Origin of the sequence: Cohnella sp. GCM10020058, assembly GCF_042683485.1 — a bacterium.
Lineage (GTDB): Bacteria > Bacillota > Bacilli > Paenibacillales > Paenibacillaceae > Cohnella.
Genome location: NZ_JBHUJV010000004.1, coordinates 1 through 22785 on the forward strand (window position 1 = coordinate 1; position 22785 = coordinate 22785).

General features: G+C 57.5%; 21 protein-coding genes, 1 tRNA gene and 1 rRNA gene. 21 read left to right on the plus strand and 2 right to left on the minus strand.

Annotated features, from left to right (window positions below; translation table 11 throughout):
• Positions 1-142: 142 nt before the first annotated feature.
• From rrf to ACFSR7_RS06370, 21 genes are all read left to right on the plus strand, one after another.
• Positions 143-259, plus strand: a 5S ribosomal RNA gene (rrf, locus tag ACFSR7_RS06270).
• A 224-nt stretch (positions 260-483) separates the two neighbouring features.
• Complete coding sequence (locus tag ACFSR7_RS06275; protein ID WP_378159728.1) at positions 484-705, plus strand: hypothetical protein; 222 nt, start codon at positions 484-486, stop codon at positions 703-705.
• A 695-nt stretch (positions 706-1400) separates the two neighbouring features.
• Positions 1401-2858 carry an IMP dehydrogenase gene (gene guaB, locus ACFSR7_RS06280; RefSeq protein WP_378159730.1) on the plus strand — a complete coding sequence of 486 codons (1458 nt, stop codon included), beginning with the start codon at positions 1401-1403 and terminating at the stop codon, positions 2856-2858.
• Positions 2859-3009: 151 nt separating this feature from the next.
• On the plus strand, positions 3010-4353 hold the full coding sequence (locus tag ACFSR7_RS06285) for a D-alanyl-D-alanine carboxypeptidase family protein (protein ID WP_378159732.1): 1344 nt from the start codon (positions 3010-3012) through the stop codon (positions 4351-4353).
• Positions 4354-4441: 88 nt separating this feature from the next.
• The gene (gene pdxS / locus ACFSR7_RS06290) at positions 4442-5323 is read left to right on the plus strand and encodes a pyridoxal 5'-phosphate synthase lyase subunit PdxS (RefSeq protein ID WP_378124516.1); all 882 of its coding nucleotides are present in this window, start codon (positions 4442-4444) and stop codon (positions 5321-5323) included.
• Between the two features lie 158 nt (positions 5324-5481).
• Positions 5482-6069, plus strand: coding sequence for a pyridoxal 5'-phosphate synthase glutaminase subunit PdxT (pdxT, locus tag ACFSR7_RS06295; protein WP_378159733.1), 588 nt, complete (start codon positions 5482-5484; stop codon positions 6067-6069).
• A gap of 77 nt (positions 6070-6146) precedes the next feature.
• Positions 6147-7433 carry a serine--tRNA ligase gene (serS, locus tag ACFSR7_RS06300; protein ID WP_378159735.1) on the plus strand — a complete coding sequence of 429 codons (1287 nt, stop codon included), beginning with the start codon at positions 6147-6149 and terminating at the stop codon, positions 7431-7433.
• A gap of 78 nt (positions 7434-7511) precedes the next feature.
• Positions 7512-7600: transfer RNA gene (locus tag ACFSR7_RS06305), tRNA-Ser, on the plus strand.
• A gap of 456 nt (positions 7601-8056) precedes the next feature.
• Entirely contained in the window at positions 8057-8404 is a 348-nt protein-coding gene (locus ACFSR7_RS06310; RefSeq protein WP_378159737.1) for a hypothetical protein, read from the plus strand.
• A gap of 11 nt (positions 8405-8415) precedes the next feature.
• Positions 8416-8598, plus strand: coding sequence for a hypothetical protein (locus ACFSR7_RS06315; protein WP_378160574.1), 183 nt, complete (start codon positions 8416-8418; stop codon positions 8596-8598).
• 20 nt (positions 8599-8618) lie between these two features.
• Positions 8619-8774 (plus strand): small acid-soluble spore protein P, encoded by a 156-nt coding sequence (locus ACFSR7_RS06320; protein WP_378159739.1) that lies wholly within the window; start codon positions 8619-8621, stop codon positions 8772-8774.
• Positions 8775-9034: 260 nt separating this feature from the next.
• Positions 9035-9973, plus strand: a complete 939-nt coding sequence (locus ACFSR7_RS06325) for a YitT family protein (RefSeq protein WP_378159740.1) — start codon at positions 9035-9037, stop codon at positions 9971-9973.
• 136 nt (positions 9974-10109) lie between these two features.
• Positions 10110-11186, plus strand: coding sequence for a hypothetical protein (locus ACFSR7_RS06330; protein ID WP_378159742.1), 1077 nt, complete (start codon positions 10110-10112; stop codon positions 11184-11186).
• A 281-nt stretch (positions 11187-11467) separates the two neighbouring features.
• Positions 11468-12973 (plus strand): WG repeat-containing protein, encoded by a 1506-nt coding sequence (locus tag ACFSR7_RS06335; protein ID WP_378159744.1) that lies wholly within the window; start codon positions 11468-11470, stop codon positions 12971-12973.
• Positions 12974-13204: 231 nt separating this feature from the next.
• The gene (locus tag ACFSR7_RS06340; protein WP_378159746.1) at positions 13205-14356 is read left to right on the plus strand and encodes an amidohydrolase/deacetylase family metallohydrolase; all 1152 of its coding nucleotides are present in this window, start codon (positions 13205-13207) and stop codon (positions 14354-14356) included.
• Positions 14322-15425, plus strand: a complete 1104-nt coding sequence (locus tag ACFSR7_RS06345) for a DgaE family pyridoxal phosphate-dependent ammonia lyase (protein ID WP_378159748.1) — start codon at positions 14322-14324, stop codon at positions 15423-15425. The genes ACFSR7_RS06340 and ACFSR7_RS06345 overlap by 35 nt, the downstream gene beginning before the upstream one ends.
• A gap of 1 nt (position 15426) precedes the next feature.
• The gene (dagF, locus tag ACFSR7_RS06350) at positions 15427-16185 is read left to right on the plus strand and encodes a 2-dehydro-3-deoxy-phosphogluconate aldolase (protein WP_378159750.1); all 759 of its coding nucleotides are present in this window, start codon (positions 15427-15429) and stop codon (positions 16183-16185) included.
• On the plus strand, positions 16178-17194 hold the full coding sequence (locus ACFSR7_RS06355; protein WP_378159752.1) for a sugar kinase: 1017 nt from the start codon (positions 16178-16180) through the stop codon (positions 17192-17194). Before dagF ends, ACFSR7_RS06355 begins: the two co-directional genes overlap by 8 nt.
• A gap of 44 nt (positions 17195-17238) precedes the next feature.
• Positions 17239-17919: a GntR family transcriptional regulator gene (locus ACFSR7_RS06360; RefSeq protein ID WP_378160540.1), complete on the plus strand. Its 681-nt coding sequence runs from the start codon at positions 17239-17241 to the stop codon at positions 17917-17919.
• A gap of 714 nt (positions 17920-18633) precedes the next feature.
• Positions 18634-19512 (plus strand): Rpn family recombination-promoting nuclease/putative transposase, encoded by an 879-nt coding sequence (locus tag ACFSR7_RS06365; protein WP_378159754.1) that lies wholly within the window; start codon positions 18634-18636, stop codon positions 19510-19512.
• A 32-nt stretch (positions 19513-19544) separates the two neighbouring features.
• On the plus strand, positions 19545-19766 hold the full coding sequence (locus ACFSR7_RS06370; protein ID WP_378159756.1) for a hypothetical protein: 222 nt from the start codon (positions 19545-19547) through the stop codon (positions 19764-19766).
• Between the two features lie 52 nt (positions 19767-19818).
• On the opposite strand, the gene ACFSR7_RS06375 is transcribed toward ACFSR7_RS06370, so the two are convergent.
• Positions 19819-20877: a tetratricopeptide repeat protein gene (locus tag ACFSR7_RS06375; protein WP_378159758.1), complete on the minus strand. Its 1059-nt coding sequence runs from the start codon at positions 20875-20877 to the stop codon at positions 19819-19821.
• Positions 20874-22658 carry an HSP90 family protein gene (locus tag ACFSR7_RS06380; RefSeq protein WP_378159759.1) on the minus strand — a complete coding sequence of 595 codons (1785 nt, stop codon included), beginning with the start codon at positions 22656-22658 and terminating at the stop codon, positions 20874-20876. Before ACFSR7_RS06380 ends, ACFSR7_RS06375 begins: the two co-directional genes overlap by 4 nt.
• Positions 22659-22785: the final 127 nt, after the last annotated feature.

Here is a 22785-nt window from a genome sequence, read left to right on the forward strand (position 1 = left end):
TTATCCTACTGTTCCTTACGGGGAACAAACGGCAAGCCGCACAGGCAAGAGCATTTCTAAGCGCATATTCGTTTCGCATCCGGTTTTCAGGGCGCAAGCTCTGTGAAGCTGCAAAGCTGGTTGGCAACAGCCAAACAGTAGGTCTGGTGGTAATGGCGGAGGGGTCCCACGCGTACCCATCTCGAACACGACCGTTAAGCCCTCCAGCGCCAATGGTACTTGGACCGCAGGGTCCTGGGAGAGTAGGACGTCGCCAGGCTAAGAGCAGCAAGAGAGAACCACCTTCTTCGGAAGGTGGTTTTTTTGTTGGTTTCTAACAGCTTCATTTGGTTGTAATTCTCTTAGCCTCGGGTAAAAGAATATAGGCATTTATCGTTATTATTCAGTAACCCTTAAGCCGGATTTCATATTCAGTTCAAAAACCTGGTTTAAGATAAGGGCATACCAGTAAAAAAATAGACCCATCGGAAGGCGGAGCACGATATGTCCAAGATTATTGCGGCTAGTACGTTGGCGCTTGCTATTAGCATCGGAGGCGCTTTTTGGGGTAATGGTGCGCAGGCCTCGACGTCCAGCGCCAAGCTACAAACGGAACAGTGGATGTGGAGCATCGCAGCGTTAGCGGACAACGGCAATTCGGAAGACCCTACGATTGACCATAGCGAGGATGTATCAAATGATCGTTCGGCAGAGGTAGCGAAGTAAAAGAACCAGTATACAAGATCTAAGCGCCCTTGCTCCATCAGAACCGCTGCACATTCGAGGCTTATGACGCTTACGAGCTCCCTGCCTTGCCGCTTTACTAGGAAGCGGTCATTCGTTCCAGGCAAATTAGACAGGGAGCTGCTTCATCAGGCTGAAATAACGTTGAATTAGGCTGATACAGCGTTGAATGATGCAACAACTGCAAGTTGACCGATGATCATCATCGTTCTTTTTGCGTTAAAGGCCGTCTCCGACACAAAATTCTGCGAATGTTCTCAAGATAACACGTGTAAATGCAAGTCCTCATACAAGTGAACGCCCCCTAACGTAAACAGCGACCATCCTCCTTATTGTTTGTGACACCAATTGAAGCTTCTCCCTTTCTCTTCCCAGAAGACATATGGTTTTAAAATAAAAGCTTTTCTAAAGGATCCTGTCGCCTATGGAATTCATTCTCCCTTTGAGAAAGAATTTTTAGGTGCGCTCACAAACTGTTCGGCCGACATATTTGAACCTCGGCTTAGAAAGCATTTGGCTGTATCGGAATCATGTGGAGAGTGAATGTCCGCCCGCATCCGGAGAATGCGAATACGGCGTCCAATGCGCCTTGACAGCCCCTAGTGCCTCTGCTAAGATTGCCTATAATTCAATTCGGAAAAACTAAAAATTTGCATTTCCAAAGGAGGAAAATGTTCGTGTGGCAAAATAAATTCGCCAAGGAAGGCTTGACGTTCGACGATGTCCTGCTTGTCCCGCGCAAGTCGTCGATCCTGCCGAGGGACGTCAGCGTCCAGACGGCGCTCAGTCCTTCCGTGAAGCTGAATATTCCGTTGATCAGCGCCGGGATGGACACGGTCACGGAATCGGCTCTGGCGATCGCCATCGCGCGCGAAGGCGGCATCGGCATCATCCATAAGAACATGTCGGTCGCCCAGCAGGCAGAGGAAGTAGACCGCGTCAAGCGTTCGGAGAGCGGCGTCATCACGAATCCGTTCTCGCTGACCCCTGAGCACCATGTCTACGATGCCGAGGAGCTGATGGGCAAGTACCGGATCTCCGGCGTGCCGATTACGGACGAAGGCGGCAAGTTGGTCGGCATCCTGACGAACCGCGACCTGCGTTTCGTTCACGATTACTCCATTAAGATCAAAGATGTGATGACCAGCGAAAATCTGGTGACTGCCCCGGTAGGAACAACCCTTCAAGAGGCGGAGCTGTTGCTTCAAAAGCACAAGATCGAAAAGCTGCCGCTCGTGGACGACTCCAATACGCTGAAGGGTCTCATCACCATTAAAGATATCGAGAAGGCGATCCAGTTCCCGAACGCGGCAAAGGACCAGCACGGCCGTCTGCTCGCGGGGGCAGCCGTAGGTGTATCCAAGGATACGTTCGAACGATCGGACGCGCTGGTCAAATCCGGCGTCGACGTGCTCGTCGTCGATTCGGCGCACGGTCACCACATCGACATCGTCACCATGGTCCGCAAGCTGCGCGAGCGGTTCCCCGACCTGACGATTGTGGCCGGCAACGTGGCGACCGGCGAAGCGACGCGCGATCTGATCGAAGCCGGCGCTTCGGTCGTCAAGGTCGGCATCGGACCGGGCTCGATCTGCACGACGCGTGTCATCGCAGGTATCGGGGTGCCGCAGATCACGGCGATCTACGATTGCGCGACTGTCGCGCGCGAGTACAATGTCCCGATCATTGCGGACGGCGGCATCAAGTACTCGGGCGAGATCACCAAGGCGATCGCGGCCGGCGCGAGCGCGGTCATGCTCGGCAGCCTGTTCGCCGGTACCGAGGAGAGCCCGGGCGAGTCGGAGATCTACCAAGGACGCCGATACAAGTCTTATCGCGGCATGGGCTCGATCGGCGCGATGAAGGAAGGGTCCAAGGACCGTTATTTCCAAGAGGACGATTCCAAGCTGGTACCGGAAGGCATCGAAGGCCGATTGCCGTACAAGGGGCCGCTGCGCGACACGTTGCACCAGCTGCTCGGCGGCCTGCGCTCCGGCATGGGCTACTGCGGTACGGCGACGCTGGATGAGCTGAAGAATGATACCGAGTTCGTCCGCATCACCGGTGCCGGTCTGCGCGAGAGCCATCCGCACGACGTTCAGATCACGAAGGAAGCGCCTAACTACTCTATGTAAACCTACATTTTGCATCGGTTTAAATGAAGAGCCGCAGAGCGAGCAAACGTCGCCTTGCGGCTTTTGCCTTTGGATGCGGTATGTTACAATAACAGACGGAGTCCACGGCCTTGTCAGACTCATTAAAATGCTAGGTTAAAAGGAGAGTCGCGTGTTGAATCAAGCTTATGTTCGCTATGCCAAGCAATCCCGTGCTGTCATGTTCAAGCTACTAGCCATCCTACTTCTAGCCGCCTTGCTGCAAGCGATGCTGCTGCCGCGCTCTTCGGCCGCGACGAACGATATCAGCGGTCTTCAATTAAATGTAAAATCCGCCTTCCTCATGGATGCGGATACCGGCCAGGTGCTGTACCAGAACAACGCGGATGTCGCGCTGCCGCCTGCCAGCATGACCAAGATGATGACGGAATATCTCGTATTTAAGGCTATCCAGGACGGCAAGATCAGCTGGGACCAAGAGATCACCATACAAGAGAATGCGGCCAAGCAAATCGGCAGTCGCGTACTGCTCGCCGTAGGCGACAAGCACACGGTCAGGGAGCTGTATATCGCGATGGCGGTCGGCTCCGCCAACGATGCGACAACGCAGCTTGCGGAGACCGTTGCAGGGTCAGAGGAAGCGTTTGCCAAACTCATGAACGAGACGGCCAAGGAGCTGGGCATGAACGACTCCCACTTCATCAACTCGACGGGACTCGATCGCGCTGATATGCCAGAGGCTTATCGCCCGGCTTCGATCGAAGGCGAGACAGTGATGTCCGCTCACGATTCGGCGCTGCTGGCTTACCATATATTGAAGGACTATCCGGAGTTTCTGGAGTATTCCAAGATTCAGTCTTACAAGTTCCGCGAGCGCGACAAGGAACCGATGTACAATTGGGACTGGATGTTGGAGTCTAACAAAAACGTCACGAACTTTAAAAAGTTCGCGTATCCCGGCGTCGACGGACTGAAGACGGGACATACTTCCAAGGCAGGCAATTGCTTTACCGGTACCTCCTTGCAAAACGGAACGCGGCTGATTGCGGTGGTTATGGGCGTCCCAGGCAATGCGAACGACGGCAAGCGGTTCCTCGAGACGGCCAAGCTGTTCGACTACGGCTTCGGCAGCTTCGAGAAAAAGACGCTCGTGCAGCCCAAGACCGCGATTGCTGAGCACGAGACGCTGAAGGTTAAGAAGGGCGGCAAAAAATCGGTACAGGTCGTCACTGGTCAAGACGTCACCATCATGCTGCCTAAGACGAGTAAGGTCGAAGCGCAGCTCAAGGAAGTCGTACCGACGAGCGACCCGCTTGTCGCGCCGCTTAAGCAAGGGGATAAGGTCGGCAAAGCCACCTACACATACAAGGATCCCGTCACGCAGGAGGACAAGTCGGTCACCGTCGATCTGGTGGCGACGGAGGACGTGAACAAGGCGGGCTGGTTCAAGCTGATGTTGAGGGCGATCGGCGCCTTCTTCAGCGGTCTGTTCAAGGGGATTGTCAATCTGTTCTGATCGGTCGGAATCCCGACCGCACGGGTTGTCTATCCTTGGCCATTCCTGTAAAATAAATGCTTAGAATGTATTGGAGGCGTGGGTAAAAATGGAGACAGGCACATCGAGAGTTAAGCGCGGCATGGCAGAGATGCAAAAGGGCGGCGTCATCATGGACGTCATGAACGCCGAGCAGGCAAAGGTCGCCGAAGCGGCCGGCGCTACGGCAGTCATGGCGCTTGAGCGCGTACCGTCCGATATCCGGGCGGCAGGCGGCGTAGCCCGCATGGCGGATCCGACGATCGTTGAGGAAGTCATGAAGGTCGTCAGCATCCCGGTTATGGCTAAGGCACGGATCGGCCACTACGTCGAAGCCAAAGTGCTTGAATCCCTCGGCGTCGACTACATCGACGAGAGCGAAGTATTGACGCCTGCGGACGACGTGTTCCATATCAGCAAGGCGGACTTCACGGTGCCGTTCGTATGCGGCGCCAAGGACCTGGGCGAAGCGCTGCGCCGCATCCAAGAGGGCGCGTCCATGCTTCGTACGAAGGGCGAGCCGGGCACGGGCAACATCGTCGAAGCCGTGCGTCATATGCGCCTCATTTCGGGCCAGATTCGCAAGGTTCAGAACCTGGCGAAGGACGAGCTGTACCACGAAGCCAAGACGCTGGGCGTACCGTACGAGCTGCTGCTGGGCGTGCATGAGACGGGCCGCCTGCCGGTCGTCAACTTCGCAGCCGGCGGCATCGCGACGCCTTCGGACGCCGCGCTGATGATGCACCTGGGCTCCGACGGCGTATTCGTCGGCTCCGGTATTTTCAAGTCGGACAGCCCCGAGAAGTTCGCCCGCGCGATCGTCGAAGCGACGACGCACTACGAGGACTACGAGCTGATCGCCCGCGTCTCCAAGAACCTCGGTACGCCGATGAAGGGGATCGAGATCTCCAAGCTAGAGCAGTCCCAGCGCATGCAGGACCGCGGCATCTAATTGCCGCCGCCGCCTTCGGGCGGCTCATCGCTTGAACCGGCGGACGCGAGTCGCTGCGGCAAGCCACAGATTCGGGCGGTCTCGCCCCGGCATTCCGCCGGCCGCGAGGCCGCCCCGATTGGTTTAGAAGGCTGAACACGAAGGAAGGTCGTACATCCATGAGAATCGGAGTTCTGGCGCTTCAAGGCGCAGTAGCGGAACATATCCGAAGCATCGAGCTTGCCGGCGGCGAAGGCGTCGCAGTCAAGCGCACTGAGCAGCTGGAGGAGATCGACGGTCTCATCATCCCCGGCGGAGAGAGCACGACGATCGGCAAGCTGATGCGTAAATACGGGTTCATCGAAGCAGTACGCGGCTATGCTGCCGCCGGCAAGCCGGTATTCGGCACTTGCGCCGGCCTCATCGTGCTGGCGGAGCGTCTGACGGGCGACGAGGAACCGCACCTGCAGCTGATGGACATGACGGTCGCGCGCAATGCGTTCGGACGCCAGCGCGAGAGCTTCGAGACCGATCTGCCCGTCAAGGGCATCGAGTCTCCGCTACGCGCCGTTTTCATCCGCGCTCCCCTCATCACCGAGGTCGGACCGGACGTCGAGGTGCTGTCCGTTTACAAGGACGAGATCGTCACCGCAAGACAGGGACATCTGCTCGCTGCTTCCTATCATCCGGAGCTGACGGACGATTTCCGCTTGCACGGCCTGTTTATCGACATGGCACGCGAGGCGGCTGGCCAAGGCCAATCCTAACCGTACAAAAGAAGGCATGGACACGAGCCTGCACCGACATACATTACCCTTCGCAGGGTCAGGAGGATCACCTACCGATGATCGATATCAAGTTGCTGCGTGCCGACTACGGCAAAGTAGCGGACGCGCTCAAGAAGCGGGGCGCTTCGGAAGAGCTGATCGCTGCGTTTCCGTCAATCGATGCCAAACGCCGCGAGCTGCAGACCGAGAGCGACAACCTGAAAAACCGACGCAACGTCGTCTCCCAAGAGGTCGCGAAGCTTAAGAAGAGCGGTGGCGACGCCGACGGGCTGATTGCCGAGATGAAGGAAGTCGGCGACCGGATCAAGCAAATCGACGAGGAGCTTCGCGGTATCGAATCCGAGTCCGAGGCGCTCTTGCTTGCCGTGCCGAATATTCCGAATGAGAGCGTACCGGTCGGCGCAAGCGAAGCGGACAACGTCGAGGTTCGCCGCGTAGGCGAGCCGGCGAGCCTTGGTTTCGAGCCTAAGGCGCACTGGGAGATCGCCGAGGGACTCGGCATTCTCGACTTCGAGGCGGCGGCCAAGGTGACGGGTTCGCGCTTCGTGTTCTACAAGGGCCTGGGCGCCCGCCTCGAGCGTGCGCTGATTAACCTGATGATGGATCTGCATGCGGATCAGCATGGCTATGAAGAGATTCTGCCGCCCTACATCGTTAATCGCGACAGCCTCATTGGCACGGGCCAACTGCCCAAGTTTGAAGAAGATTTGTTTAAAATCGCGGACACCGAGTATTACCTGATTCCGACGGCCGAGGTGCCGGTCACGAATCTGCATCGCGAGGAGATTCTGGCCAAGGATCAATTGCCGCGCAAGCTCGTGGCGTTCAGCGCATGCTTCCGCTCCGAGGCAGGCGCTTCCGGACGCGATACGCGCGGCCTCATCCGCCAGCACCAGTTCAACAAGGTCGAGCTCGTTCAGCTCGTCGACCCTGAGACTTCGTACGAGGCGCTCGAATCGCTTACGGGTGAAGCCGAGCGCGTCCTGGCGCTGCTGGGCTTGCCGTACCGCGTGCTTGCACTGTGCACGGGCGACATGGGTTTTGCTTCTGCCAAGACGTACGACCTCGAGGTGTGGCTGCCAAGCATGGCGACCTACCGCGAGATCTCGTCCTGCACAAACTTTGAGGACTTCCAGGCTCGGCGCGCGGGTATCCGCTTCCGCCGGGAGACCGGCGCGAAGCCGGAGTACGTCCATACGCTGAACGGCTCGGGTCTTGCGCTCGGCCGTACGGTCGCGGCGATCCTCGAGAACTACCAACAGGCTGACGGCACGGTCGTCGTGCCGGAGGCGCTGCGTCCATATATGGGCGGCCTCGAAGTCATTACGCCTCGTAGGGGTTGATCGCGCTCTCCGGCGTATGATATGATTACGGAGCGGGTTGGCCGACCTCACGCGAGGAGACCAATGCGCTCTACGCATGGAGAGATACCGAAGCGGTCATAACGGGGCGGTCTTGAAAACCGTTAGGGTGCAAGCCCACGTGGGTTCGAATCCCACTCTCTCCGCCACAAGTAAAAAACAGGGCCGATTCCCGAGAGGGGATCGGTTTTTTGCATGTGGCGAAGTGGGATTCGAACGGGCCGTTAAGCGAACATGCCTTAAGGCATGTTCGTAGGCCCCGGCGTGATAGTCGCTTAACCGTGGCGGCACCGATAGGTGTGCCCACGGCTGCGACGGAGCGAATCCCACTCTGCAGGCATTGAGGCGGTGAAACGATACGGGCGACGATCAGCAGCCCCATCGGAATGGCTGTCGGATGAGCCATCCATCGCTAGGCGTTCCGCACCATCAAGTTTCGGATATCCGCAGAAAAAGAAAATGGCAAGGCGAATCGCGAACTCCCCTGACGATTTTTCTTACGCAACGCTTCCATTTTCGCCCGGTCTCCAAATATACCCGTCTTTCCTTCCTTGCATGAACTAAGCCGTCACAGGCCAATCTAACGGGGCGGAGGTGCAATAGCCATGTCAACTGAAGATAAACTGACAATTCCTCAATCCGAGCTTGTGCAAAGGTGGCAGAGCGAGCTCCAACAGCATCTGCACGGCGGCGACCAGGCCGAGGTGCGCGCGGACGAAGCGAACCCGGACGGACTGATCGTCCAGATTCGCAGCGCCGGACGGCAGAATCTTGAATTCGACTTCTCCGTTCGATACATGGACAGCCGCGAGATCGAGGTTGGCCTTTCCGATGTCGAACGCGACGGCCAAGCCGTGGACGAGCGCAGCGACGTGCTGCAAGAGCTCATCGTCGACTACCGCAGGCATCTGCATGAATGCGCGCAGACGCTGCAGCCATACACGCATGCTTAGGGGTGAACGAAGTGGCCAATGACAATAAAATGGCGGATAAAAACCTGAGCAATGTGGCGGAGGACCTCGCCGAGGTAAAAGTAAACGCGCACCACGCCCAGCAGCTCAATCAGCAGCATAACGATCGTCGCCATCAGGATTCGATGAATCACGACGAGCCGGTCAACGACAAGACGCTGAAGCATCACGACTAACGAGCGGAGGGATCGTCCCCATGAGCAAGCCCAAGTCGCAGCCGGTGCCTGAAGCAAATCCGCAACAAGAGCGGGACGAGCGCAGTCCGGGACACCGCGGGGGCCAGGAGCCGTTGTCCGGCTCCAAAAAGGTCAAAAACCGCAATCATGTAAGCCACAATAATCCGCAAGGCTGAGAGATTCTGTAACGGCCGGGGTCAGGCGCTGCTCAGGGATGGGGGCAAATTGGTGACGCCATTCCCCTGAACGCGGACGTAAAGGCTTCTCATGCGCACATTAAGCGATTTAAGCCGCCGTCAGGCGGCCTGAATCGCTTATTTGCGTCGAATTCGGCTGTTTTCGCTGAAAAATGCCCAAATTCTTTAATACTGTGTCTTTTCTCCGCATACTTTAAGCTGTTATAATATAATCAGAAATTGCCTATCAGGAGGTGCTTATGACCAGTTCGAAGAAATTCAATTCCAAGTCTCCCCAAGCTCAAGGCCAAGCGGCGGTCCAAGCGCCCACCAAGAAAACGCAGCATAGCGGTCTTTCATTGTTTGAGGTTGCCAAGCGCGTCATTGCCATTATCGTCGGCGCGGTGCTCGTCGGCGCAGCGCTTGAAGTATTTTTGGTTCCGAACTCCATCATCGACGGCGGCATCACCGGCATATCCATTATGGTGGCCTATCTAACACATTGGCCCATCGGCATTTTTCTGTTCCTCTTCAACCTGCCTTTCCTCATCATCGGTTACAAGCAAATCGGCAAAACCTTTGCGCTGTCTACTTTGCTCGGCGTCGTCACGCTGGCTATCACGACTCAGGCGCTTCACCACGTAGAACCTTTTACAGATCAAACTTTGCTAGCCGCTATCTTCGGAGGCATCTTCCTCGGCGTCGGCGTCGGCATCGTCATCCGCTTCGGCGGCACGACGGACGGGACGGAGATCGTCGCGATCCTGTTCAGCAAGCGCAGTCCTTTTTCAGTCGGCCAAATGGTCATGTTCATCAACGTATTCATTTTAGGAAGCGCAGGCCTGGTATTCGGGTGGGACAACGCCATGTTCTCCCTGATCGCCTATTATATAGCGTTCAAGGTCATCGATCTGACGATCGAAGGCTTCGACGAGTCCAAATCCGTCTGGATCATCAGCGATAACTATCGCGATATCGGCGATGCCATCGTGAGCCGTCTCGGCCGGGGCGTTACTTATCTCAACGGAGAAGGCGGCTATTCGGGCAATGCCAAGCAAGTCATCTTCTGCGTCATCTCCCGTCTGGAGGAAGCAAAGCTCAAACTCATCGTCAACGAGCTCGACCCCGTCGCCTTCCTCGCCGTCGGCAATATCCATGACGTCAAGGGCGGTCGTTTCCGCAAAAAGGACATCCATTAAAAGGAACCGGTTACAATCCGGGTTAATCGACTCTTTAACAAAAAGAGCTTCCATCTTGGTCCCTAATGGACTAAAATGGAGGCTGCTTCTATTTCTAGAAGCTATCATCCAGAATTTGAAGGGGGATTTCGTTATTTTGCTTAACCAAAAGAGAGTACTGGCCGCCATCGCAGCGCTCCTCGTGCTCATCCTGTTAGCAGGCTGCACGGGTTCCAAGTCGGCACAAGAGACACTTCAAGATGCGCTGAAGAAATCATCTCAAATCACTTCCTATAGCATGAAAGGAAGCCTTCAGATCTCCGATCTGAAGCTGCCCGAGTCCGCCGATGACGAAGGGTACGCGAGCATGGCCGGCGGCTTCCTGAGCAACGCGCAGCTGTCATGGACAGGCGGCTATCGCAAGGATCCGATGCTCGCAGAGATCAATCTGCAGATCGAGATTAAAGGCGACCTCGCGATGACCATCACTGTGCCGATCCTCATGAGCAAAGAAAAGCTGTGGGTCAAGGTGCCGAACATCCCGATGCTGGGCCTGCCCGCAGAGATCGTCGGCAAGTATATCGAAGTCGACCTGAAGAAGCTGGCCGAGCAGGAGGGCCAAGATATCCAGTCGCTCGATATCGGCACGACGCAGAAGCTCTTGAACGACGTGTCCGCAATCGTATTTAAGCATATCGACGAGGACACCTACCTGAAGGATGTTTCTGCCAAGGATGCAGGTATTACGACGGACGGCATAGATAAGGTCGTGCAGACGCACGTGACGAAGGACCAGGTAGAGCCGCTCATCCAGACCATCACGAACGATATCGGTCCGGAAGTCATTGACCTGCTCTCCAAGAACGAAGCGTATCGCAAGATGCTGAAAATCGAGCAATCCGACCTGGACGAAGCCAAGAAGAGCCTGGCCGAAACCAAGGAAAACGACATTTCGAAGGACCTTGAGGAATTTAAAAAGAGCGTGCAGACGCTCGACATCCTCTCCAACATCGGTATCAACGGCAAGGGCTATGCCAGCTACACCGACGCCAAGATCGCGTTCGCAGGCACGGAGGACGGCCAGTCCGCCAGCGGCACGATCAAGATCGTCCAGGAGCTGACCGATATTAACGGCGACGTGAAGCTGTCGGGCGAGCCGAAGGCCGAAGACGTGCTGACAGACGATCAACTGAGCCAGTTGGGTCTCCCGGGACTTGGCGGCGGCAGCCTCTAATCGCATACGAGCAAATGGATAATTATACATGCAGGCGGCCCTTGGGCCGCCTTTTGCGTTGCTTCGGCGCGTTTATTTATTCAAGGACGGTTGAATCGGCAGCGTTCCCTGATATAATGAGCCTCGTCATGTCGCTGATCGGACTCGGCCTGACGTTGCTCTTGTATGCATGGGATCGGCGCTCGCCGGGGGTATAGGGCGCGTCGCAGCAACTTTTTCGCAGGATCATCGTCCTATTATAGGAAATATTTACTTAACGTCCTATTAAGGAGATGCCAACTATGAAGCTGCAATATACCCGTATCGCCAAGCAGGCCGCAACGGTGGCATTGCTCTCCTCCCTGCTGTCGGGAACTGCTTGGACGGCCGGACCTGTGGCCCGCGCGAGCGCAGCGAACTGGGAGATCTACGATCAAGGCCAGCATCTGCTGCTGCCCGAAGGACCGATCGACGAGAACGGCGTACTGATGGTCCCGCTGCGACCGATCGCGGAGCGGTTCGGCTATACGATCGCCAAGTCGACGGCGTCCGAAGTCGTGCTGAAGGGCGGCGTTATCGGGCAGGTCAGCCTGAAGCCAGGCAGCACAAAGGCGGTGCTGAACGGGACCGTCGCAAGGACGATACAGCCTGCACCGCGCACGATCAACGGGACGTTGTTTATTCCTTTAAGCTTCGCGGGCGAGCTCACGGATATTGGTTATACCGTCGTGCCGGGCACGAACCTGATTCAACTGCGTCCGGCGGAGGTCCAGGCGAGCGGCAGCACGGAGAGCGTGCTCGACGCGCAATACTGGCATGCGTTCAATACATCGGACGGGGTGGTCTACGTCGACAATCAAGGCAAGGAACGGCTGCGCAAACCGGGCCTCTCCGGCATGGGCTTCGGCTACGAGGACGTGGCGCCGGTGAAGGGTCCTTACGGCGGGTATGGGCTCATCGACCGTTCAGGCAAGACGGTTATGAAAGTGAACGCCAAGTATTACAGAGTGGACGGCTTTAATGAAGGGCTCGCGACTTTTACGACGCTGACCAAAGATTATATCGTCAAGATGGGCGCGCTGAACCGCCAAGGACGCGAGGTGCTGCCTGCGGTTTATGACAGGCTTTACGCGTTCTCCGAAGGTCTGGCCAAAGTGGTGAAGGACGACAAAACCTACTATATCGATCATACGGGCCGCACCGTCATCCCGCCGATCGCGGGCTCGCTGCATACGGGTTCGTTCTCGGAGGGGCTGGCGCCGGTCAGCAAATGGGTCAAGGTCGGCGGCAAGAGCGTCGAGCGGACGGGGTATATCGACCGCACGGGCAAGTTCGCGATCGCACCGCAGTTCGAGACGGCTACGGCCTTTTCCGAAGGGCTCGCGATCGCCGTTCAAAATGGCAAGACCGGCTATATCGACCGTCAGGGCAAATGGGTCATCAAGCCGACTTATGCGCCAGGCTGGACGGGCGATTTCCACGAGGGATACGCGCGCGTGATGGTGCAGGAGAACGGCGGCTACCGGAGCTTTTTGATCGACAAGACCGGCAAGGCCGTCAGCTTGGGCGCAGTACGGGATATCGGCGACGTCGGGGACGGATTGGTGTCTTTTTACGCAGGTGAGCTGGTCGGCTTCAAGAACCTTAAAGGCGAGACGGTCATTGCGCCGCAATTCACGTCGGCTTGGACGTTCGCACAGGGCGTCGCGAATTTCTCCAATTGGAAGGGCGGCAACGACTACGTCTACGGGCTCGTCGATCGCGCCGGCAAGGTGCTGTGGTCCAGCGATAAGGCTACGGAGCGTTGAAAAGCAGCAGAAGGAGCCGGCCCATAAGCGGCTAATACACGGAACGGGATGAAGCGGGGGTAACTCCTGCTTCATCCTATTTGCGTTGGACCATTGCGAGGCCAAGAAACCCAACTTCAACGCCGCCCGCCAATAAACATTATAACGATATATTGTATTTATCGTTTTCTATGCTATCTTTAAAGAGTAGAGGTTAAAAAAATCGTAATTCCACAATAAGCGGGTGAAAGTATGGACAATCGCTTTTTGCTGCGCAATCTGAAGCTGTTGGATGGGAAGCCGGTGAACATTGAGATCGCATCTGGCTGCATCGTTCGCGTGAATGATGCGGAAGCTGGTACGATATCGGGTGCGCAGGCTAGAGCCCCCGGTTCGGACACGCACATCCGCACGATTGAATGCGGTGGAGCCTATGTATCGAGCGGCTGGATCGACATGCACGTGCATGCCTTCCCGGCATTCGATCCCTATGGGGACGAGATCGACGAGATCGGCGTCAAGCAGGGCGTGGCGACCATCGTCGACGCGGGCAGCTGCGGGGCGGACCGGATCGGGGAGCTGGCGGCGAGCGCCGGGAGCGCAAAGACGAACTTGCTGGCGTTTCTGAACATCTCGCGCATCGGACTGAGCCGGGTCGACGAGCTGTCGCAGCTCGGATGGCTCGACGGGGAGCGGGTGGACGAGGCCGTTGCCCGTTACCCCGACTTGATCGTCGGACTGAAGGCGCGCATCAGCCGCAGCGTGGTTGGCGACAGCGGCATCGCGCCGCTGCGCATCGCCCGGGAGCTGTCGAACGCGACCGGATTGCCGCTCATGGTCCATATCGGCTCCGCGCCGCCGGCCATTGAGGACGTGCTTTCCCACCTGAGGGAAGGGGATATCGTCACGCACTATCTCAACGGCAAGCCGAACAATCTGTTCGACGCCGACGGCCGACCGATCCCCGCCCTGCTGGACGCGTTAGACCGCGGCGTGCGGCTGGACGTCGGGCATGGTACGGCGAGCTTCTCGTTCAGGGTCGCCGAAGCGGCGAAGCGGCACGGCATCGGGCTGCACACGATCAGCTCCGACATCTATCGGGGCAATCGCCTGAACGGTCCGGTGTACAGCCTGGCGGACGTGATGAGCAAGTTCCTTTATCTAGGCTATCCCTTGCAGGAGGTCGTCGCGGCGGTCACGTCCAGTGCGGCGCAGTGGCTGGGGCGACCTGAGCTCGGACGGTTGCTGGCGGGGGATCGCGCGCATCTAACGATATTTGAAGTCCGGGAGGAGCCGGTGTCGCTCTTGGATTCAGAAGGCATCGAACGCAAGGCCAATCAACGGATCGTACCGAGGGGAGTCGTGGCGAATGGCGAATTCATGGCATGCGAAGTACGGGCTTAAGCGCGTCATCAATGCAAGCGGAAGGATGAGCATCCTCGGCGTGTCCGCGCCGACGGACACCGTCATGGAGGCGATGAAGCAGGGCGGGCAGCAGTACGTGGAGATCGCGGATCTCGTCGACAAGGCTGGCGACCGGATCGCGGGCATTCTCGGTTCGGAGGCGGCAGTCGTGGTCAACTCCGCGTCGAGCGGCATCGCGCTGTCGGTGGCAGCCATCGTCACGCGGGGCAACCGGCGTCTCAGCGAGCGTCTGCATCAGGAGCCGATCGTGCGGAACGAGATCATCATGCTGAAAGGGCACAACGTGCAGTACGGCGCGCCCGTGGAGACGATGGTATATCTGGGGGGCGGCAAGGTCGTGGAGGCCGGTTATGCCAACGAAGGCAAGGCGGCGCATATCGAGGACGCGATCGGCGAGCGGACGGCGGCCATTTTATACGTGAAGTCGCATCATGCGGTTCAAAAGAACATGATCTCCGTCGAGGAAGCGTGGGAAATCGCGCAGCGGCGCGGGGTGCCGCTCATCGTGGATGCAGCGGCGGAGGAGGATATCCGGAAGTACGTGAAGTGCGCGGACCTGGCGATCTACAGCGGCTCCAAGGCGATCGAAGGCCCCACCTCGGGCATCGTCGGCGGCAAGCGCCAGTATGTCGAGTGGCTCAAGGTACAGCTGCACGGCATCGGGCGCAGCATGAAGGTGGGCAAGGAGACGACGTTCGGCTTGCTTCAGGCGCTGGACGAGTATATGGTCAAGGAAGATACGAGCGAGCGGGAAAAGGAATCGCTGCAGGCGCTCGCGCCCCTGAACGATCTGGCGGGCGTACAGGTGTCGATCGTGCAGGACGAAGCGGGCCGCGCCATCTACCGCGGACGTGTCCGGATCGATCCCGAGTTGACGAAGACGACGGCCGTGCGCCTCGCGAAGGCGCTGCAGGAAGGCGACATCGCCATCTACACCCGGGATTACGGCGTCCGCCAAGGCTACTTTGATATTGATCCGCGCCCCCTCCAGGGCGACGACATTCACATTATTGCGTCGCGCATTCGCGAGCTGGCAGGAGGACAATGAGATGACGAGCGGTTTGACGAAGAGACTGTACAAGGAACGGGCGGCGTTAAACGTCCTGGCGAACAGCGTGGACAACGCGAAGGAAGTATTCGACGCGGCTGAAGGGCATGTGCTGGTCGGCGTGCTATCCAAGGATTATTCAACCGTCGAGGCCGCAGTGGAGGCGATGAAGGAATACGGACGCGCGATCGACGACGCGGTATCGATCGGGCTCGGTGCCGGCGACAATCGGCAGGCAGCCGTCGTGGCGCAGATCGTCAGGCATTATCCCGGCAGCCACATCAATCAGGTGTTCCCAGCAGTCGGCGCGACGCGCGCGAACCTCGGCGGTGAGGACAGCTGGATCAACAGCCTGGTCTCCCCGACGGGCCGGGCCGGCTATGTCAACGTGTCGACGGGACCTGTCAGCGCGGCTGCGGCCGAGCACGCGATTCTGCCCGTCCGCGCGGCGATCGCGCTCGTGCGCGACATGGGCGGCAACGCGCTGAAGTATTTTCCGATGAACGGGCTGAGCCGCGAAGACGAGTACAAGGCGGTCGTGGAAGCTTGCGCCGCGGAAGGCTTCGCGCTCGAGCCGACAGGCGGCATCGACCTGGACAACTTCGAACCGATCGTCCGCATGGCGTTCGAAGCGGGCGTGCCGCAGGTAATCCCGCACGTCTACTCCTCGATCGTCGACAAGGCCACGGGCAAGACGAAGACCGGCGACGTGCGCCGTCTGCTGGCAACGATGAAGGAACTGGTCGACCGGTATGCCTAAGAAGATCGCCGCCTTCGGCGAGGTGATGATGCGCCTGCAGGTGCCGGGCTACGAGCTGCTCACCCAGGCGGATACGCTGAAATATTCCTTTTCCGGCACCGGGGTCAACATTGTCTCGGCGCTCTCGCGGTTCGGTCATGCCGGCTATCTCGTCACGACGCTGCCGGCCAACCCGCTCGGCGACGCCGCGGTCGCATATCTGCGCAGGCTGGGCGTAGGGCAGGACTTCATCAGGCGGGACGGGAAATATGTCGGTCTCTACTTTCTCGAGAATGGCTTCGGCGCGAGGCCGAGCCGCGTCACGTACACGAACCGGCTGGAGAGCAGCTTCAACATGGCGCCTGCGGGCGTCTACGATTGGGACACAATCGCGGAGGGGCTGGACGTCGTACACTTCTGCGGCATCACGCTCGCCATGAACGATACGGTGCGCGGCCATATGGCGGAGCTGGCGCGTGCGGTCAAGCGCAAGGGCGGTCTCGTCGTATTTGACTGCAACTATCGCCCGACGCTCTGGGGGGAGGACGGCTATGCGAAGGCGAAGCCGCACTATATCGAGATGCTGAAGCTTGCGGACCTCGTGCTGATGAACGAGAAGGACGCCATTCATATCCTCGGCATGGAGACGGATCGGACGGTCCGCAGGGACCAGCTTACGGATCTCATCCCGGCCGTTGCCGACACCTACGGCATCGCCGCGATCGCGGGTACCCATCGGGCCATCATCGGAGACGGGACGCACACCCTGCAAGGTTTTCAATACAAAAACCGGCAATTTTCTTTTTCTAAAACGCTAACGTTCGCTGTCTATGATAGAATTGGAGCAGGAGATGCGTATGCGAGCGGTATCCTGCACGGCGCGCTGACGGGGATGCCGTCCGGGCGAACCGTCGAGTTTGCGGCTGCCGCGGCGATGCTGGCCCATACGGTACAGGGCGATACGCCGATGTCGTCGGAGGCGGAGATCGTCCGCGCGATGACGGAGGCGGCAGGCGACATAGAAAGGTAGAGATCGAGACCGTGAATCTGTCCCGCAACAAGCGGCCGTTGTACATGCAGATCAAAAATATATTGAAGGACCGGATTCTGCACGGGCAGTATCCGCTCGACACCAACATTCCTCCCGAGCCGCGGCTCGAGGAGGAGTTCGGCGTGAGCAAGATCACGATTCGGGGCGCCATCAAGGAGCTCGTGCAGGAGGGTTACCTGGAGCCGAGCAGCGGCCGGGGGACGCGGGTCATCCGCAACACGAAGGCGGCCAAGCGATCGACGTGGAAGAGCTTCACCGAGCTGCTCGTCGAGGAAGGCCATGCGATGCAAAAACGGCTGTTGGGCGCCGCAATGGTCCGGCATGATCCGGGGTCCGAGCAGCAGCGTCTATTGGGGGACGAGGGCCTGCGGGTCGAACGACTCTACCTGTTGGATGGGGCGCCTTATATCCATTATGCGCACTATCTGCCGGCGAGGCTGGAAAAAGCGGACTTGTCGGGGCTGGCGGAGCAGTCGTTGTACGGGTTTCTGGAGGAGAACGGCATCGTGCTGGCGCGGTTCCGGGATGCTTTCGCAGTAACTTCGGCGCCTGCCGGTATCGCCGAGCAGTTGAACTTGGCGGAGGGCACGCCGCTGCTGAAGCGGCTGCGCTACGCCTACGACGAGGCTGGCGGCGTGGTTGAGTACAGCGAGGGGTACTATAATACGGCGCTGCAGCATTATGTGGTGAATTACGACGTGTGAGGCGGGCGACTGGGCGTTGTCTTGAAGCGCGGTTACAGGGTAACACAGGAGAAAGCTGCCACTGCAGGCGAAGGTTGCAGGGCAGCAGAAGTACGCTGTACGCGACACGAAAGAGGACCGTCAAGGCAGGCTTGCCTGACGGTTTCTTGCTATAGCAAGCAGTCTAAATTTGACGGCGTATCGTAACAGGTAAGTGCGCTTTCGGCATGCGGAGCTTGTCGGACGCTTTGCCGTTCAAAAATACCTGCATCCGTACATGAATTTTCTATCGACGAACGACACTTAATAAAATGCCTGCAAATATACATGTAAATTCAAAGCACGAGTCGGAATCGGGATAAATGGAGGAAAATAGATGCATTTTTGCATCAATCCTGTTTAAAAGGGCCGACATTGGCGGAAATAGATGTATATTTGCAGGTATTACGACGAAAGAACGACGCAAGGCGATACTCATATTACGATAGCTCAACCTGTCGGAATGGCTGCCGGATGAGCCATCGACAGGCGTTCCTCGCCAATCCACTTTCGGATATCCGCCTACCTATAAAAGAGATAAAAGAGACCGTCAGGACATTCTCCCCTGACGGTTTATTATGTATGGGCGCCGCTCACGCTTTTGTGACGAGTAGGGGTTCATCGCCGCTTTTAGCAAAGAAAAGGCAGAAAACTTTGTTATAATGAGACTAACATACTGAGTTGGAGTTGGTCGATATGGAGCTGCTCGATCCCCGGGTGGATTTTGTATTCAAGCGCATTTTCGGCAGCGAGAATAACAAAGACGTGCTGTTGGCGTTCCTCAACCAGATATTTACCAAAGCCGGGGAGCCGCCATTGACGGAGATTATCCTGATGAATCCTTATACCGACAAGGATGATCCGCTCGACAAGCAATCCATCTTCGACGTTTACGCCAAGACGGCGGAGGGCAAGCTGATTGACATTGAAATGCAGCTTTTTAACAAATACGATATTGAAAAGCGGACGTTGTTCTATTGGAGCAAGCGTTATGCCAGCCAGCTTCAGGAAGGCGAGAGATATCAGGAGCTGAAGAAGTGCGTCACCATCAATATTTTAAACTATACCTTTTTGCCGAACGGCGAGTATCATAATGTGTTCCATCTTCGCGAAGACCGGACATCGATCACGCTAAGCGACGACATCGAAGTGCATTTTCTGGAACTAACCAAGCTGGAAGACGTGATACCGACGCAAGGCGGCTTGGAAAACTGGCTGCTTTTTCTGAAAGGCGTGGATACGACCTACTGGGAGGTGCTGAAGATGAATGAACCAGGCTTGGAAAAAGCGATGGACACACTGCAATACTTGAGTCAAGACTCGGAGGCCCGCCGTTTGTACGAAGCTCGCCAGAAGTATCTGCATGATGAGGCGTCGATGCTTGAAGGCGCGAAGCAGGCGGGCATGAAGGCGGGCATGGAGGCAGGCATCAAGGAAGGCATGAAGGCAGGCAGGGAGGAAGGCATGAAAGAAGTCGCCAGGAATATGCTGCGGTTGAATGTGGATATCCCCACCATTACTCAAGCGACTGGATTGTCTGAGCAGGAGATCCTTGCATTGAAATATAATAACTAGATATACAGTTATTGCAGGTAGAGGTGCTGAAGATGAACAAACCAGACTCGGAGGCCCGCCGCTTGTATGAAGCCCGTCAGAAGTATCTGCATGATCAAGCGTCGATGATTGAAGGCGCGAAGCGTGCAGGTATGGAGGCAATTATCAAGGAAGTTGCCAAGAACATGCTGCGGATGAACCTGGATATGTCCATCATCGTACAAGCAACAAGGTTGTCGGCACAGGAGATCATCGCGTTAAAGGAAAATGAATAACTTGTACAACAAAAAAGCGGCCGACGGGCCGCTTTTTTCGTACATACGAGCGCTAATACGCCGCCGCATATTCGCGAAGGAGCTTGCCCGCCATCTTGTCGTTCGAAGCGACGACACGGTCCGCATAGTCATTGCCGTTTCTGCGATTGAAGGCTTCGGCTAGCGAGGCGATCTCGCCGTCCAGCCACTCGGGCGTCACGATGTCGGACGCAGCCAACTTTTTTCTGCGCCGCTTCCGGTGCCACTCGCGCAAGAACTGCCGGGCCGCCATCCAATAATGGAGCCGAATCCAGCCGTTTTTGCTCTCCAGGGCGAGATGCACTGTGCGGTTGTACAGCTTCTCGGCCTTGGCCAGATCCGTCACCGTGTAAAAGGCCAGGAACTGGCCGAACTCCTCCAGATACATCGGCCCCTCCAACAGGTGAACGGACTTCTTTGCGGCAGCAATCGCCTGCTCGTATTCCTTGACCTTCAGGAGCGGCAAAATGATCTGCGCGTACGTATTTTGCGGAATCGACCTGCATTGCATCCGGCCGTCGAGGACCGGCTTCAGCGCCTGCAGCCCTTTTTTGGGATAGCCGACCTGAAAGTGATACTTGCCGAACAGGTTCTGTTCGCAAGCCTTGCAGTCCGCCAGCGAATCCCGCGGCGCAGCGCGCCATTTCTTATAATAAGCCGCAGCCTCCTCGAGGCGTCCCTGGGACAGCAGCAGGTTGATCTTTTGCTGATAATAAGGACGCAGGCTGTAGCCGAACTGCAGGCACTTCGCTTTAAAATCGGCATAGATCCGCTCGATCTGCGCCAGGCTGAACTCCGGCATCTGCCAGAGCTCGTTCAGCACCCATTTGTAACACCAGATCAGCATATGATGGCCGTAGGCGCCGGGGTTCTTCTCAAACTTGGAGACGCACCAGGAAAAGACGACGAGCAACTTTTCCGGCCGGCCGGCCTCGATCGCCGCGGACAGGTAATCCATCCGGATGTCGTACGCATCTTCTTCGGTCATGTACCGGTCCGCGATGAGGATCATTTCCTCCATGACCGCCAGCTTCTGCTTGCCGTCCGGCAGACTCCAGGTTGCCCGCCTCAACTCGTCGTATCGGTTTTTCATCGGCTCGCCTCCGTCTCCCCGTCGAGGCCCTTGTTCATGAATTGCAGCAGGGAATCGTTCATCATCCTCAGCTCGTCCGCACTCATCGGATGGTTGCCCAGCAGCAGGGCCTGCGTGTAGAAAAGCTCGATGCTCGCCTTCCGCAGCGCCGGATCGCGCGTCTGTGCCGCTTTGCGAACCATCGGATTGTTGTAGTTGTAGCAGAGCCTTGCGTAAGGCTGCTCGTACATATCGTTCTTGACCACCCGCACGACTTCGCCGAAGAGCGGATTCGCTTCCTTCTCGCTCTCTTCGACCAGCTTGAAGAAGTTGGCCTCCTGGTTCGTATTGTAGAGCACCGGAATGTCGGCAGGCTCGAACCATCGGACGAGAGAACGGCAGTTGAAGCGTTCGAGGAGTCGGTCGCTATGCTCCAGCATAGGCTGCACGGCGCGCTTGTCCTCCGCGTCCAGCTGCTCAAACCGCTCGGCGAAGATTAGACTGTCGAGGATGCTGACGGTGACGTCTTCCGCTACCGCCGGCAGTCGCCGGATCAGGTCCATGTCGTGCACGTAGCCGCCGTTCACAACCATCAGCTCTTGCGCTCGGGCCACGCGGGACACCTGGCGGAACTCGTCCACCGAGGCGGCAACCGCGATGCTCGCGCGTTCCTCGAGAATCTGCGCCATCTTCATGTCGCCATACGAGGTCTCGAAGGTGAGGTGCCGGATAAAAAGCGCGTACAGCTCCTCGTCCTCGACGGCCATCGTCTTGATCGAAGCGCGGTGGATGAGGACGATGCGCTGGAACAGCTCCGGATCGCGCTCGCTCAGCTCGATCAGATATTGCTTGATGCACGCGCCAAGTTCGTCCCGGACGGCGAAGAACAGGTCGTTCTCCTGAAAAGCTTCGCGGGAAGCCGTGGGTCGCAAGTTGTCCGTGTTGATGATGCCGTTCACGAAAAACGCCCATGCCGGCAGGATATTGCTCATTTTGTCCGACAGCAGCATGTTTTTCAGATAAACCCGATGCTTCTTCTCGTCCTGCAGGCTGACCGCATAAGGAAGCACATGCGCGATGCCGGTGACGCCGCCGATGGCCGAATGCAGCGGGATGATATCCATAGGCTTGGTGAAAGTGGTCTGCTCGATATAGTCCATCGCTTCCGGCTTGCTCAGCTTCCATGGCTGAACCGCGTCGTTGATTCTGCGCTCGTACTTGTCTTCCCGCAGCAGGACCGGCGTCGGCAGATACGCGCCGTACTTCTCCAGCAGCTCGCTTACCCGATAGTACTCGAAAAACTCCTCGTAATCCGGTTTCGCCTGGAGATACACCGTGGTTCCCACGGGCACCTGCCGCTTCAGTTTCTTGATCGTGTAGGTGCCGTCCGGCTTGCCCCGCCACTCCAGCGGATCTCCATCAAGTGCGGACCGTGTGATCAGCACGATCTCCGCGCTCACGACGAAGCAGGCCAGCAAGCCGACGCCGAATTGGCCGATGAAGTCGTCCGCTGCATCCTGATCCTCCCGCTTGGTCGAGCTGCCGATGCGCGCCAGGAATTGCTCGATCTCCGCTTCCGTAAGGCCGCAGCCGTTGTCGGAGAAGGACAGCGTGGACGAAGCCGGGAACAACTCGACCTTCACGGATTCCTCGAACGCATGTCCCAGGCGCTTGCGCGCCGTGACCGCGTCCACGCCGTTCTGGAGCAGCTCGCGCACGAATACGCCGGGGTCCGAGTACAAGTGGTTGGACAACAGATCGATGACGCCTTGCAGATTGACTTGGAAGTTCATATTTTTCATTTTATACCTCGCTATGATCGTAAATAGGCTAAACCGATTTTCCCAGAAAACGGGATGCATGAACAGGGCGGATGTATGGCAACAAGAAAGGGGGGGCGCGTAACAAGTACATCGGCATAAAGAAAGA

Bases quoted from the DNA above. Each gene is read 5' to 3' on its own strand.
- ACFSR7_RS06380 (WP_378159759.1), bottom strand. From the start codon at position 22,658: ATGAAAAATATGAACTTCCAAGTCAATCTGCAAGGCGTCATCGATCTG.
- ACFSR7_RS06345 (WP_378159748.1), top strand. From the start codon at position 14,322: ATGGCGAATTCATGGCATGCGAAGTACGGGCTTAAGCGCGTCATCAAT.
- serS (WP_378159735.1), top strand. From the start codon at position 6,147: ATGATCGATATCAAGTTGCTGCGTGCCGACTACGGCAAAGTAGCGGAC.
- ACFSR7_RS06325 (WP_378159740.1), top strand. From the start codon at position 9,035: ATGACCAGTTCGAAGAAATTCAATTCCAAGTCTCCCCAAGCTCAAGGC.
- ACFSR7_RS06320 (WP_378159739.1), top strand. From the start codon at position 8,619: ATGAGCAAGCCCAAGTCGCAGCCGGTGCCTGAAGCAAATCCGCAACAA.
- ACFSR7_RS06340 (WP_378159746.1), top strand. From the start codon at position 13,205: ATGGACAATCGCTTTTTGCTGCGCAATCTGAAGCTGTTGGATGGGAAG.
- ACFSR7_RS06365 (WP_378159754.1), top strand. From the start codon at position 18,634: ATGGAGCTGCTCGATCCCCGGGTGGATTTTGTATTCAAGCGCATTTTC.
- dagF (WP_378159750.1), top strand. From the start codon at position 15,427: ATGACGAGCGGTTTGACGAAGAGACTGTACAAGGAACGGGCGGCGTTA.
- ACFSR7_RS06375 (WP_378159758.1), bottom strand. From the start codon at position 20,877: ATGAAAAACCGATACGACGAGTTGAGGCGGGCAACCTGGAGTCTGCCG.
- pdxT (WP_378159733.1), top strand. From the start codon at position 5,482: ATGAGAATCGGAGTTCTGGCGCTTCAAGGCGCAGTAGCGGAACATATC.
- ACFSR7_RS06275 (WP_378159728.1), top strand. From the start codon at position 484: ATGTCCAAGATTATTGCGGCTAGTACGTTGGCGCTTGCTATTAGCATC.
- pdxS (WP_378124516.1), top strand. From the start codon at position 4,442: ATGGAGACAGGCACATCGAGAGTTAAGCGCGGCATGGCAGAGATGCAA.
- ACFSR7_RS06360 (WP_378160540.1), top strand. From the start codon at position 17,239: ATGCAGATCAAAAATATATTGAAGGACCGGATTCTGCACGGGCAGTAT.
- ACFSR7_RS06335 (WP_378159744.1), top strand. From the start codon at position 11,468: ATGAAGCTGCAATATACCCGTATCGCCAAGCAGGCCGCAACGGTGGCA.
- ACFSR7_RS06355 (WP_378159752.1), top strand. From the start codon at position 16,178: ATGCCTAAGAAGATCGCCGCCTTCGGCGAGGTGATGATGCGCCTGCAG.
- ACFSR7_RS06370 (WP_378159756.1), top strand. From the start codon at position 19,545: ATGAACAAACCAGACTCGGAGGCCCGCCGCTTGTATGAAGCCCGTCAG.
- ACFSR7_RS06310 (WP_378159737.1), top strand. From the start codon at position 8,057: ATGTCAACTGAAGATAAACTGACAATTCCTCAATCCGAGCTTGTGCAA.